Annotated in this window: 12 protein-coding genes and 1 tRNA gene; 12 read left to right on the top strand and 1 reads right to left on the bottom strand. The window is 69.9% G+C overall.

Annotation, left to right across the window (positions count from 1 at the left end):
• The first annotated feature begins 69 nt into the window (after positions 1-69).
• The 7 genes from ACWGH0_RS10220 to ACWGH0_RS10190 all read left to right on the top strand — a co-directional run bounded on the left by ACWGH0_RS10220 (position 70) and on the right by ACWGH0_RS10190 (position 5,841).
• Positions 70-267: a hypothetical protein gene (locus tag ACWGH0_RS10220; protein WP_453403703.1), complete on the top strand. Its 198-nt coding sequence runs from the start codon at positions 70-72 to the stop codon at positions 265-267.
• Positions 261-1,796 carry a DNA cytosine methyltransferase gene (locus ACWGH0_RS10215; RefSeq protein WP_453403702.1) on the top strand — a complete coding sequence of 512 codons (1,536 nt, stop codon included), beginning with the start codon at positions 261-263 and terminating at the stop codon, positions 1,794-1,796. Before ACWGH0_RS10220 ends, ACWGH0_RS10215 begins: the two co-directional genes overlap by 7 nt.
• Positions 1,793-2,218 (top strand): ASCH domain-containing protein, encoded by a 426-nt coding sequence (locus ACWGH0_RS10210; RefSeq protein WP_453403701.1) that lies wholly within the window; start codon positions 1,793-1,795, stop codon positions 2,216-2,218. Before ACWGH0_RS10215 ends, ACWGH0_RS10210 begins: the two co-directional genes overlap by 4 nt.
• Positions 2,211-3,578: a replication initiator protein RepSA gene (repSA, locus tag ACWGH0_RS10205; RefSeq protein ID WP_453403700.1), complete on the top strand. Its 1,368-nt coding sequence runs from the start codon at positions 2,211-2,213 to the stop codon at positions 3,576-3,578. The genes ACWGH0_RS10210 and repSA overlap by 8 nt, the downstream gene beginning before the upstream one ends.
• A gap of 11 nt (positions 3,579-3,589) precedes the next feature.
• Complete coding sequence (locus ACWGH0_RS10200) at positions 3,590-3,763, top strand: helix-turn-helix transcriptional regulator (protein WP_189809267.1); 174 nt, start codon at positions 3,590-3,592, stop codon at positions 3,761-3,763.
• Positions 3,760-5,133, top strand: coding sequence for a tyrosine-type recombinase/integrase (locus ACWGH0_RS10195; protein ID WP_453403699.1), 1,374 nt, complete (start codon positions 3,760-3,762; stop codon positions 5,131-5,133). Before ACWGH0_RS10200 ends, ACWGH0_RS10195 begins: the two co-directional genes overlap by 4 nt.
• Before the next feature lie 411 nt (positions 5,134-5,544).
• The gene (locus ACWGH0_RS10190) at positions 5,545-5,841 is read left to right on the top strand and encodes a GYD domain-containing protein (protein WP_452812439.1); all 297 of its coding nucleotides are present in this window, start codon (positions 5,545-5,547) and stop codon (positions 5,839-5,841) included.
• 253 nt (positions 5,842-6,094) lie between these two features.
• On the opposite strand, the gene ACWGH0_RS10185 is transcribed toward ACWGH0_RS10190, so the two are convergent.
• Positions 6,095-6,166: transfer RNA gene (locus ACWGH0_RS10185), tRNA-Arg, on the bottom strand.
• Between the two features lie 129 nt (positions 6,167-6,295).
• On the opposite strand from ACWGH0_RS10185, the gene ACWGH0_RS10180 reads away from it, so the two are divergent.
• The 5 genes from ACWGH0_RS10180 to thrC all read left to right on the top strand — a co-directional run bounded on the left by ACWGH0_RS10180 (position 6,296) and on the right by thrC (position 12,424).
• Complete coding sequence (locus ACWGH0_RS10180) at positions 6,296-6,784, top strand: response regulator (protein ID WP_453403760.1); 489 nt, start codon at positions 6,296-6,298, stop codon at positions 6,782-6,784.
• A gap of 540 nt (positions 6,785-7,324) precedes the next feature.
• Positions 7,325-8,527 (top strand): ArgS-related anticodon-binding protein NrtL, encoded by a 1,203-nt coding sequence (gene nrtL, locus ACWGH0_RS10175; RefSeq protein ID WP_453403698.1) that lies wholly within the window; start codon positions 7,325-7,327, stop codon positions 8,525-8,527.
• Positions 8,528-8,543: 16 nt separating this feature from the next.
• Positions 8,544-9,935, top strand: a complete 1,392-nt coding sequence (gene lysA / locus ACWGH0_RS10170) for a diaminopimelate decarboxylase (protein ID WP_453403697.1) — start codon at positions 8,544-8,546, stop codon at positions 9,933-9,935.
• 110 nt (positions 9,936-10,045) lie between these two features.
• A complete protein-coding gene (locus ACWGH0_RS10165; protein WP_453403759.1) occupies positions 10,046-11,347 on the top strand; it encodes a homoserine dehydrogenase in 1,302 nt (433 codons plus the stop codon).
• 6 nt (positions 11,348-11,353) lie between these two features.
• Complete coding sequence (thrC, locus tag ACWGH0_RS10160) at positions 11,354-12,424, top strand: threonine synthase (protein ID WP_453403696.1); 1,071 nt, start codon at positions 11,354-11,356, stop codon at positions 12,422-12,424.
• The last annotated feature ends 169 nt before the right edge of the window (positions 12,425-12,593 follow it).

Raw genomic sequence — 12,593 nt, 5'->3', positions numbered from 1 at the left:
CACCGCCAAGTTTCCGCCGCCCGGAAGGCGCAGCCCCTCCCCGATGCCATCAAGGAAGGAACCACCATCATGCACGTCCACGGCTCAAGGATCTGCCCCGACTGCGACGGCTTCCCCGTCGTCGCCATCACCACCGGCACCCGACACGCCGACGGCACCCGTCACGTCGTCCCGGTCGTGTGCCCGGCCTGCCACGGCACCGGCCACGCCCCGCGCTGGCTCGTCACCACCCGGCCGGCCTCGGTGGAGGCGGGTGCCCCGTGCTGACGGTCTACGACGAGTTCGCCGGGGTCGGCGGCTCCAGTGAGGGACTGACCAAGGTCCCCGGCACCCAGCTCATCTTCGCCGCCAACCACAACCCCCAGGCGGTCGCCTCGCACGCCGCGAACTTCCCCGGCGTCGACCACTTCGAAGGCGACGTGGCCCGCGCCAAGATCGAGACGTTCCCGCGCGCGGACATCTTCTGGGCGTCCCCCTCGTGCCCGCCGTGGTCCAACGCACGGGGCAAGCGCCGCGACTTCGACCACTCCACCCAAGGCGTCCTGTTCTGGGAGGAGCAGCCGGACCCCGAGACCAAGCGCGCCCGCGCCCTCATGGAGGAAGTCCCGCGCTACCTGCGCGCCATGAACCTGCGCGGGCGCCCGGTGCTGGCCGGTGTGGTGGAGAACGTCATCGAGTGCCGCAAGTGGGACCAGTGGAACCGGTGGATCACCGAGATCCGCGCCGAAGGGTACGAGACCCGCGTCATCGCCCTGAACTCCATGCACGTCAAAGCCGTCCGCTCGCTGCGGGCCCCGCAGTCCCGCAACCGCCTGTTCGTCGCCTACTGGCTGCGCTCCCTGGGCCGGACACCGGACTGGAACAAGTGGTTACGCCCCACCGCCTGGTGCCCGGCCTGCGACACCCGCGTGACCGCCTTGCAGGTTTTCAAGAAGCCCGGCACGGACATGGGCGCGTACGGGAAGTACGGCCAGTACTTCTACCGGTGCCCGCACGTGAAGTGCCGCAACGCCATCGTCGAACCCGACGTGGTCCCGGCGTCCGCCGCGATCGACTGGACCCTCCAGGGCACCCGCATAGCCGATCGCAGTGAACCGCTCGCGGCCGCCACGATGGAACGCATCCGGGTCGGTATCGCGAAGTACGCCCGCCCGATGACGGTGCCCGCCGGCGGGACCTGGCGCAACGACGCCTCCCCGATCGACCGGCCCATGCCGACCCGCACCACCCGCGAAACCGACGGCCTCGCCGTACCCCCACTGCTCATCCCCACCGAGGGCCGTGACGGGAAGGTCGCCTCTTCCGTCCGCGATCCGTTGCGGACGCAGACCGCCCGCAACGAGACCGGCCTGGCGATCCCGCCGTTCCAGATCAGCCTGCGCGGCGGCGGAGCGAAGAACGCCGCTCACTCGATCAGCGAACCGGTGGGCACGGTCACCGCGTCCGGCAACCACCACGGCCTGGTCACCGGCCAGACCCTCCTGATCCCGTACTACAGCAACGGCACCGCCCGCCCCGTCGAGGAACCGGTCGGCACGGTCACCACACGGGACCGGTGGTCGCTGGCCGAAGTGGCCTCCAGCGTGGACCTGGCCGATGTGCGGTTCCGGATGCTGGAGCCCTGCGAGATCGGCCGCGCCATGGCCTTCCCCGACACCTACATCGTCCACGGCAACAAGCGCGACCGCGTCCGCCAGTACGGCAACGCCGTCACCCCGCCCGTCGCGGAAGTCCTCATCTCCGCCCTCGTCGAGACCATCACCGGCGCCCCCTTGGACCGGGAGGCGACGGCATGAGCGAGCTTCTTCACGACGTGCGGGCACTGACCCTGTGGCAGCCGTGGGCGAGCTGCATCGCCTACGGCACCAAGCGGGTCGAGAACCGGTCCTGGCCCACCGAGCACCGCGGCCCTGTCCTGATCCACGCCGGACAGACCACGGACCCCAACGCCAGCAACCTCCCCATGACCCGGGCGTTCCTGCGCCGCCCCCAGCCCAAGGGCGCCATCGTCGCCGTCGCCCTCCTGGACGGCTGCCACCCGGACGACGGCTACTGCACCCTGTGGTCCGCACGCGGACGCTGGCACTGGCACCTGACGAACGTCACCCCCCTCACCGACCCCATGCCCTGGCCCGGCGCACGCGGCCTGTGGACCCCGTCCGCCGGCCTGCTCGCCTCCACGGTGCTCGCTTCGGCTTTGGAGGCGGCCCGTGGCTGACACGCTCGACCCGACCACCCTGGGCGACCTGCTCAGGGTGGCTTCGGCCCCCGACTTCGACCGCTGGCAACAGCAGATCCACAAGACCGGCGGATGCTCCCAGCCCATCCACCTCACGGGCTGGTCCCTCACCCGCGACAAGGCCACCGGCGAGACCCTGCACGCCTACTCCACCGCGAACGAGCCCGGTGGCCGGCTGCGGATCGCCTGCGGAAACCGCCGCGCCTCACGCTGCGCGCCCTGCTCCTACCTCTACGCCGGGGACGCCTACCGCCTCGTCCGCGCCGGACTGGCCGGCGACGACACCATGAGCATCGCCGCGACCGTCCGTACACGGCCCCGTGTCTTCGTGACTCTGACCGCGCCTTCTTTCGGCCCGGTCCACAATCGGCCCGACACCGGTCGCTGCCGCTGCGGCGCCCGCCACCCCGAGAACGATCCCGCCCTCGGCGCGGCGCTCGACCCCGCCACCTACGACTACGCGGGGGCGGTGCTGTTCAACAACCACGCGGGCGAGCTGTGGCACCGCTTCATCAACCGGCTCCGCCGTGAGATCGCCGCACGTGCCGGACTGACCCAACGGGAGCTCGCTGCCACAATCCGGCTGTCGTACGGGAAGGTCGCAGAGTTCCAGAACCGAGGCGCGATCCACTTCCACGCCGTCATCCGCATCGACGGACCTGAAGGGCCCGACAGCGCACCGCCGACCTGGGCCACGCTCGAATTGCTCACCGACACGATCCGCGAGGCCAGGAAGCATCCCTACACCACCGTGACCGTGCCCGCGGCCGAGGGGCAACCCGCACGCACCTTGTGCTGGGGCGAGAAGCTAGATGTCCGGCCCATTACGGCGTTCGACAGCGACGACGTCACCGAACAAAAGGTCGCCGCCTACATCGCCAAGTACGCCACCAAGGCGGCCGAGACCACCGGCAGCCTGGACCGGCGCATCGGTGAACTCGCCGAACTCGACCGGCACCAAGTGCCCGACCACGCCCGGCGACTCATCCGCGCCTGCTGGGACCTCGACCGCGCGTATCCCGACCGAAAGCTCTGGGCCTGGGCTCACATGCTCGGCTTCCGGGGCCACTTCCTCACCAAGTCCCGCCGCTACTCCTCCACGTTCAGCGAACGACGACAGATCCGCGCCGACTACCGCGCCGCCGAACAGCGAGAAGCCCTCGGCCTGCCCGACCCCGAGACCACCCTCGTCCTGGCCGACTGGCGCTACGCCGGCCACGGCCACACCCCCGGTGAAGCAGCCCTAGCCGCGTCCATTGCCGAAGACATCCGCATCAACAGAGAAACCGCTCGCGAAGCCATGCATGACCAACGCGCACTGGAAGGGGTGATGTCTTGAAGGACGAGCTGATGACCACGGCGGAGGTCCTTGCCGAGCTGAAGGGGATCTCGCGGCGTACCTTCTACCGGTGGCGTGAACTGGGGAAGGCTCCCAAAGCATTCACGTTGCCGAACGGGGAGTTGAGGGTGTGGCGGAGTGACTTTCATGCCTGGCTGCGGAGCAGGGAGGGCGCTGCCGCGTGAAGTCGCTCGACGTCAAGATCTGGAGCGTCCGGAAGCGGGATACGAAGCGGCCTTCCTATGACGTTCGCTGGTCTGTGGCCGGACAGGTCTTTTCCGAGTCCTTCAGGACGAAAGGGCTCGGGGACAACTTCCGCTCCAAGCTCATGCGGGCGACACGTGATGGCGAGGAGTTCGACACAGCCTCGGGCCTTCCCGGCTCGATGGCTGAGCAGAAACCGACACTGAGCTGGTACGCCTTCGCTCTGAAGTACCTCGCCATGAAATGGCCTCATGCGGCGCCCAACACGCGCGACGGGATCAACGAATCCTTGACCTCGGTCACGATGGCGCTGCTGGACGATCGACCTGGCCGGCCCACTGATGCCGAGCTGCGGAAAGCGCTTCGGAACTGGGCTTTCGTCCTGCCTGGCCCGGACAGCAGGGAGCTTCCTCCAGAGATCGGCAGGGCTCTGCACTGGGTCGCCAAAGCTTCTCGGCCTCTGTCCGACCTCACTGATCCGGCCCTTGGGCGGGCGGTCCTTGACTCGCTGAAGATCAAATTGGACGGGACCGCTGCAGCTGCGGAGACCGTACGGCGGAAGCGGCGCACCCTGGTCAATGCCCTGCACTACGCCGTGGACCTTGGGGAATTTCGAGAGAACCCGCTGTCGGCCGTGCGCTGGCAGAAGCCCAAGGTCTCGAATGAGGTTGATCCCCGAGTGGTCGCCAACCCGGAGCAAGCCCGCGCGCTGCTTCACGCGGTCTCGTACGTCGGTGGCTACAGGCGGGCCCGTGGGCGGCGGCTGGTGGGGCTCTTCGCCGGGATGTACTTCGGGGGCTTTCGGCCCGCCGAAGTGGTTGGGCTGGCTGAGGCGGATCTAACCCTTCCGGGTTCCGGATGGGGAACCGCTCTGCTGCACCGAACGCGGCCGAGCGCCGGCAAGCGGTGGACCGACTCGGGAGAGAGTCATGACGACCGCGGGCTGAAGAACCGGCCCACGGAAGACGTCCGGCGGGTGCCGATTCCGCCCCAGCTCGTGGCCATACTCCGCGAGCACCTCGACACCTTCGGGACCGCCCAGGACGGGCGCCTCTTCTTCAGCGAGAGTGGGGGAGTGGTCTCCTCGTCCACGTACTACCGGGCCTGGCAAGAAGCTCGGGTGCTGGCCTTGCCGCCGGCCGTAGCTGCTTCGCCGCTGGCCCACCGGCCGTATGACCTGAGGCACTCGGCGCTCTCCACGTGGCTCAACGCCGGAGTCGACCCGACCGAGGTCGCCGAGCGGGCAGGCAACAGCGTGGAGGTGCTGCTCAGTCGGTACGCGAAGTGTCTCGACGGCCGCCAGGAGGTGGCCAACCGTCGCATCGAAGATCTGCTGCGCGAGTACGAGTGATCGCGAGTGAGTGGCGATTCGCTGCGAGGCCCCTGGACCTGTCCGGGGGCCTTCGGCGTTCGGTGGCTGACCTGGGGCGATGTGCCAAGATCCTGTCCACAGACAGTCCACGACGATGAGCTCCGGGACTCGGTGTTTAGAGGATGTCGGGCAGGGCTATGACGCCAGGCCCCGATCGATCGACGTCACCACCGTGAGCTGACCGCCGTCGCCGTCGCTGTCCGCGTTCCTTGTCGTCGGCGTTGCAGTCATCACTTTCATTCGTGCCGGCGAGCTGACCACCGCTTGAGGGAGTTCGATCGATGACCGCTCGCATCACTCGTTCTGGCGCGCTCCTTATGCGCAGTGCGCGCACGATGCCCAGAATTGACACACGATGTGTTGCGTCTTCTTCCTTGGGAGTGAAAGACCATGCCGACGTATGTCACGTTGCTGAACTGGACCGATCAGGGGATCCGGACCTACAAGGACACCCCGCAGCGCGCCGAGGCCTTCGCCGCAGCGGCACAGAAGCTCGGGGCGAAGCTCCTGAACATCTACTGGACTGTCGGTTCGTACGACATCGTGGCCGTCGTAGAGGCGCCCGACGACGAGACCGCCACTGCGATGCTCCTGCAGGTCGGCGGGTTGGGCAACGTCCGTACCACGACCCTGCGGGCCTTCGACCGGGAGGAGATGGACCGCATCATCGCCAAAGCCACTGGCTGAGGACCTTCGGATCGACAACCTGTTACGCGAGCGCCAGTGACACGCTCACGGCGGTACGCTCCGAGGCCCTGGATCTGTCCGGGGGTTTCGCCATGACGTGACCGACCTGCGCCGATGCGCCAAGATCCTGTCCACGAATAGTCCACAGGCCCTGACATAGGGCTGCGTACGGCGGCAGTTGGCTGCACATACGCGAAGACCCCGTTCTCAGCGAAAGCGCTGATGGCGGGGTCTTTGGGCACTTCCTGCGAAGTGCCCCCGGCAGGATTCGAACCTGCGCACACGGCTCCGGAGGCCGTTGCTCTATCCCCTGAGCTACGGGGGCGTACCGCCGCGTGAAGCGGCGACGGGTTGAACACTACCAGCTCCGGCCGGGTGTTCATGAACAGGTTTCGGGCCAGGCGCGCAGGCCGGCCGGCGGGTCGTCGCGCCCCCCGGTCGGCTCCCCGTGCGGGTGGAAGTCGGCAAAAGCCGGACGCGGTCGTGGGGCGACACCTACTCTCGAGTTGTGCCAGGCGTGTCCGGCCGCGTGCTTGTTGTGGACGACAACAAGGTCATCCGGCAGCTGATCAGGGTCAACCTCGAGCTGGAGGGCTTCGAGGTGGTGACCGCGGCCGACGGTGCCGAGGCTCTGGACATGGTTCACCAGGTCAGCCCCGACGTCGTGACGCTCGATGTCGTGATGCCCCGCCTCGACGGGCTCCGTACCGCCGCCCGGCTCCGCGACGATCCCCGGACGCGGCATCTGCCCGTCGCGATCATCAGTGCCTGTACGCAGTACGAGGTGGAGAGCGGACTCGCCGTGGGCGTCGATGCCTTCCTTTCCAAGCCCTTCGAGCCCGCCGAGCTGGTTCGGGTCGTACGGAACCTCGTGCATCAGGAGCGCCCACCGGCCGCCGACGGCCGTCACGAAGCCGGGCAGGCCGGCCGCACAGTCGGGTAGACCCGCTGCACGGCTGAGTGAGTGGCGGGCTGTACGGGCGGTGCTGGCCGAGTGACCAGCTGACACCCCCGTACCCTTCTGCCGGCTTCCCCTACGCTGCTGAACGGTCCCTATCCGGCCCGCTATGCGACGCCTGAGCACCCAGCCGGGCAGGATGCCCGGCGTCGACGTACCTCCTGGCTACAGGGCCTTTTCGGTGCGCGCCTGCACACTTGCGTCTCCGGCGCCGGCTGAGCATCCTGCGCCGGTACCTGCGCCAGCTGGCAGCTGGGCATCCTGCGCCGGTCGCGGGTCTTAGCCCCCATTCCGCGACGGCGACGGCTACTGACGGGCTTGGCCCCTGGCGCCCGCCGCGTCCGGCACCCGGACGCGGTCCGCTTCGCGGACCTCAGCCCCAGTTCCGGTCCCCCGGCCCCGGCCCCCGTTCCTTGCCCCCGGCACCGCCCGGCGCCCGGACCCGGTCCACCCCCCCGCCCCCGCCCTGCCCGCATGGCGAAACCGGTTCGCGTTACGACCCCCCTCCTCCCATACGCTTGTCCCGTGACCCCCGCAGAGCTGTCCCGTACCGTGCTGCGCGCCGTGCGTCGCGCCGTGGATGCGGACGTGTTGCGGGCGCCGGTGCCGGAGCGTGCCGTCGTCGAGCGGCCGCGGCCCGGCGGCCGTGGCGACTACGCCACCAACGTCGCCCTCAAGCTGGCCGGCCCCTCCGGCCGCCCCGCCCGCGAGGTCGCAGAGATCCTTCGGGCGCAGCTCATCGGGTACGGGCCGATCGTCGACGTCGAGGTCACCGGCCCCGGGTTCCTCAACTTCACCCTCGCCCGGGACGTACACGCCTCCGTCGTACGCACCGTCCTCGCCCAGGGCCTCGCCTACGGTCACGCGGACGCCCTAGCCGGTGACGTCGTGCGCGCCGGCAGCGGGCTCCTCGGTGACGCCGTCGCCCGGATCGCGCACGCCATGGGCGCGAGCGTCGTCCGTACGGGGGACGCGGGGCAGGTGCGGGATGCGCGGGGCGTCTCGGACGTGACAGGTGTGAGCGTTGCGAGTGACGGGGGAGGCCGGGAACGGGACCGAGGCGCGGGAGGCGCCCTGTGCCACGGAGACGGGGCACCAGCGCGAAGCGCCCCGCCCGCCGCCGAGCACGCTCTCGTCGCCCGGCTCGGGCGTGACGCCGCCGTCTGGCACCTCGTCTGGCCCACCGCGACCGCCGTCCCCGACGACCTCCTCGTGCAGCGCGAGATCAATCCCCTCTTTCGGGTCCGGTACGCCCACGCCCACATCCGGTCCCTCGTACGCGCCGCCACCCATCTCGGCTTCACCGCGAGCGCGACCACGGACCTGAGCGCGAACCCGGACGTGAGCGCCGACCCGGACGTGGGCGCCACCCCGAACGCGAACCTGACCCCGAACGCCACCCCGGACGCGGACACAGGCGAAGCATCCGCAGCAGAAGCGCCCACAGCCCCGCACCCGTCCACCCGACCCCTCCTCCGCGCCCTCGCCGATCACCCCGCCGTTCTCGAAGCCGCCGCCCGCCACCGCGCGCCCGACCGGCTCGCCCGGCACCTGGACCTGACAGCGGAGGCGTTCTTCCGCTTCCACGACGCGCACCCCGTCCTGCCCCTCGGCGACGAGAAACCCTCGGTCGCCCACCGCTCCCGGCTGGCCCTCGCCGAGGCCACCGGGACGGTGCTCGCCGGCGGCCTGTCCCTGCTCGGCATCAGCGCACCAGAACATCTGTGAGAGAGACAGAAGGACCATGAGCCGTTCCGCACACCCCGCCGGGCCCCGTCACGCCGATGTCTACCCCGAGGGCCACTACACCGCCCCGCCCGCCGACCTCAACGTCCTCGACGAGAAGGTCTGGGCGCGGACCGTACGGCGTGACGCCGACGGGGTCGCCACCGTCGGCGGCATCGAAGTCACCCGCCTCGCCGAGGAGTTCGGCACCCCCGCGTACTTCCTGGACGAGAGCGACTTCCGCGCCCGCTGCCGCGCCTGGGCCGAGGCGTTCGGGCCGGACGCCGACGTGTTCTACGCGGGCAAGGCGTTCCTGTCGCGGGCCGTCGTCCGCTGGCTCAAGGAGGAGGGGCTCAACCTCGACGTCTGCTCCGGCGGCGAGCTGACCACCGCCCTCGACGCCGGCATGCCCCCCGAGCGCATCGCCTTCCACGGCAACAACAAGTCGGTCGAGGAGATCGAGCGGGCCGTGCGCGTCGGCGTCGGGCGGATCGTCCTCGACTCCTTCCAGGAGATCGTCCGCGTCGCGCACATCGCGCAGAGCCAGGGGAAGCGGCAGCGCGTGCAGATCCGCGTGACCGTCGGCGTCGAGGCCCACACGCACGAGTTCATCGCCACCGCCCACGAGGACCAGAAGTTCGGCATCGGACTCGCGGACGGGCAGGCCGCGGAGGCGGTACGGCGGGCCCTGCGGCTCGACGGTCTTGAGCTCATCGGCATCCACTCGCACATCGGCTCGCAGATCTTCGACATGGCCGGCTTCGAGGTGTCCGCGCGACGCGTGGTGCAGCTGCTCACCGAGGTGCGCGACGAGCACGGCGTCGAACTGCCCGAGATCGACCTCGGCGGCGGCCTCGGCATCGCGTACACCTCCGAGGACGACCCGCGCGAGCCGCACGAGATCGCCAAGGCGCTCAACGAGATCGTGGGCCGCGAGTGCGAGGCCGCCGGTCTCGCCACGCCCCGCATCTCCGTCGAGCCCGGCCGTGCGATCGTCGGGCCCACCGCCTTCACCCTCTACGAGGTCGGCACGATCAAGCCGCTGGAGGGGCTGCGTACGTACGTGAGCGTCGACGGCGGCATGTCGGACAACATCCGCACCGCCCTGTACGACGCCGAGTACAGCGTGGCGCTGGTGTCGCGCACCTCGGAGGCCGAGCCGATGCTCGTCCGCGTCGTCGGCAAGCACTGCGAGAGCGGGGACATCGTGGTCAGGGACGCGTTCCTGCCCGCCGACCTCGCCCCCGGCGACCTCATCGCCGTGCCCGCCACCGGCGCGTACTGCCGCTCCATGGCGAGCAACTACAACCACGCGCTGCGCCCGCCCGTCGTGGCCGTGAACGAGGGCGAGGCGCGCGTGATCGTCCGCCGCGAGACGGAGGAAGATCTCCTGCGCCTCGATGTCGGCTGATGAAATAGACGTCTCGCAATCTGGACCAGGGACAGAAAGTCCCGTCCGGTGAGTGAGACTGGTTCACACTCGAGCAAGAGAAGGCTGTGCTGATGAAAGGCGTAGGTCGGATGATGCGTACGCGTCCGCTGAAGGTGGCGCTGCTGGGCTGTGGTGTGGTCGGCTCAGAGGTGGCGCGCATCATGACGACGCACGCCGACGACCTCGCCGCCCGCATCGGGGCCCCGGTCGAGCTGGCCGGGGTCGCCGTGAGGCGCCCCTCGAAGGTGCGCGAGGGCATCGACCCCGCCCTCGTCACCACCGACGCGACGGCCCTGGTCAAACGCGGGGACATCGACGTCGTCATCGAGGTCATCGGCGGCATCGAGCCCGCCCGCACCCTCATCACCACCGCGTTCGAGCACGGCGCGTCCGTCGTCTCCGCGAACAAGGCGCTGCTCGCGGAGGACGGCGCCGCCCTGCACGCCGCCGCCGAGGAGCACGGCCGGGACCTCTACTACGAGGCCGCCGTCGCGGGCGCCATCCCGCTCGTACGGCCGCTGCGCGAGTCCCTCGCCGGCGACAAGGTGAACCGGGTGCTCGGCATCGTCAACGGCACGACCAACTTCATCCTCGACAGGATGGACACCAGCGGAGCCGGTTACTCCGAGGCGCTCGACGAGGCCACCGCCCTCGGGTACGCCGAGGCCGACCCCACCGCCGACGTCGAGGGGTTCGACGCCGCCGCCAAGGCCGCCATCCTGGCCGGCATCGCCTTCCACACCCGCGTGCGGATCGGTGACGTGCACCGTGAGGGCCTGACCGAGGTCACGGCCGCCGACATCGCCTCCGCCAAGCGCATGGGCTGCACCGTCAAGCTCCTCGCCATCTGCGAGCGCGCCGCCGACGGCAAGTCCGTCACCGCGCGCGTCCACCCTGCGATGATCCCGCTGACCCACCCGCTGGCCTCCGTCCGCGAGGCGTACAACGCGGTCTTCGTGGAGGCCGAGGCGGCCGGTCAGCTGATGTTCTACGGTCCGGGCGCGGGCGGCGCCCCGACCGCGTCCGCCGTTCTGGGCGACCTCGTCGCCGTCTGCCGGAACAAGGTCGCGGAAACCACCGGACCCGGTGAGTCCGCGTACACCCAGCTTCCTGTCAGCTCCATGGGGGAGGTCGTCACGCGGTACCACATCAGCCTCGATGTGGCCGACAAGCCGGGTGTGCTCGCCCAGGTCGCGACGGTCTTCGCCGAGCACGGCGTCTCCATCGACACCGTGCGCCAGCAGAGCCGGCAGGACGGAGGCGGCGAGGCATCCCTCGTCGTCGTCACCCACCGCGCGCCCGACGCCGCCCTCTCGGGGACCGTCGAGGCGCTGCGCAAGCTCGACACCGTGCGCGGTGTCGCCAGCATCATGCGTGTTGAAGGGGAGTAAGGACCCATGACCAGCATCGGCACCCACCAGTGGCGCGGCATCATCGAGGAGTACCGGGACCGTCTTCCGGTGACGCAGACGACGCCCGTCGTGACGCTCGGCGAGGGTGGCACGCCGCTCGTACTGGCGCAGGTCCTCTCCGAGCGCACGGGCTGCGAGGTGTACCTCAAGGTCGAGGGCGCCAACCCGACCGGCTCCTTCAAGGACCGCGGCATGACCATGGCGATCACCCGCGCCAAGGAGGAGGGCGCGAAGGCCGTCATCTGCGCCTCCACCGGCAACACCTCGGCGTCGGCCGCGGCGTACGCGGTGCGCGCCGGGATGGTCTGCGCCGTCCTCGTGCCGCAGGGCAAGATCGCGCTCGGCAAGATGGGCCAGGCGCTCGTGCACGGCGCCAAGATCCTTCAGGTCGACGGCAACTTCGACGACTGCCTGACGCTGGCCCGCAGCCTCTCCGACAACTACCCGGTGGCGCTGGTCAATTCGGTCAACCCGGTCCGTATCGAGGGCCAGAAGACCGCCGCCTTCGAGATCGTCGACCGGCTCGGAGACGCCCCGGACGTTCACGTTCTTCCCGTCGGCAACGCCGGAAACATCACGGCGTACTGGCGCGGCTACCGCGAGTACGCGGCCGACAAGATCTCCACCCGCACCCCGCGCATGTGGGGCTTCCAGGCCTCCGGATCGGCTCCGATCGTGCGCGGCGAGGTCGTCAAGGACCCGCACACCGTCGCCACCGCGATTCGCATCGGCAACCCCGCCTCGTGGCAGTACGCACTGGAGGCGCGGGATCAGTCGGGCGGCTTCATCGACGAGGTGACGGACCGTGAGATCCTGCGCGCCTACCGCCTGTTGGCCTCCCAGGAGGGCGTCTTCGTCGAGCCCGCCTCGGCCGCCAGCGTCGCCGGTCTGCTCAAGGCCGCGGACGAGGGCAAGGTCGACCCCGGCCAGAAGATCGTCTGCACGGTGACCGGAAACGGCCTCAAGGACCCCGACTGGGCGGTGGCCGGAGCGCCCCAGCCGGTCACGGTGCCGGTGGACGCCGCCACGGCGGCGGAGCGCCTCGGCCTCGCTTAGAGCGTAAAACGCCGGTCGAGGGTCCCCCGGGGGCGGCGTAAAGCCCCGTAAGGCCCCGTAAGACCAGACATAGGCGCACAGGATGGCTCGCGACACGCATCGTGCGCCTCCTGTGCGCCCTATGTCGTCACAGAACCTTCCTTCGATAGGCTGTACCCAACCCGCCCCG

This window comes from Streptomyces sp. NPDC054887 (assembly GCF_053610585.1).
This window is presented reverse-complemented; position numbering and strand designations above follow the sequence as displayed.

Excerpts from the sequence above, each read along its gene's own strand:
- ACWGH0_RS10220 (WP_453403703.1), top strand. The coding sequence starts at position 70 with ATGCACGTCCACGGCTCAAGGATCTGCCCCGACTGCGACGGCTTCCCC.
- ACWGH0_RS10210 (WP_453403701.1), top strand. The coding sequence starts at position 1,793 with ATGAGCGAGCTTCTTCACGACGTGCGGGCACTGACCCTGTGGCAGCCG.
- ACWGH0_RS10200 (WP_189809267.1), top strand. The coding sequence starts at position 3,590 with ATGACCACGGCGGAGGTCCTTGCCGAGCTGAAGGGGATCTCGCGGCGT.
- ACWGH0_RS10190 (WP_452812439.1), top strand. The coding sequence starts at position 5,545 with ATGCCGACGTATGTCACGTTGCTGAACTGGACCGATCAGGGGATCCGG.
- lysA (WP_453403697.1), top strand. The coding sequence starts at position 8,544 with ATGAGCCGTTCCGCACACCCCGCCGGGCCCCGTCACGCCGATGTCTAC.
- ACWGH0_RS10165 (WP_453403759.1), top strand. The coding sequence starts at position 10,046 with ATGATGCGTACGCGTCCGCTGAAGGTGGCGCTGCTGGGCTGTGGTGTG.
- thrC (WP_453403696.1), top strand. The coding sequence starts at position 11,354 with ATGACCAGCATCGGCACCCACCAGTGGCGCGGCATCATCGAGGAGTAC.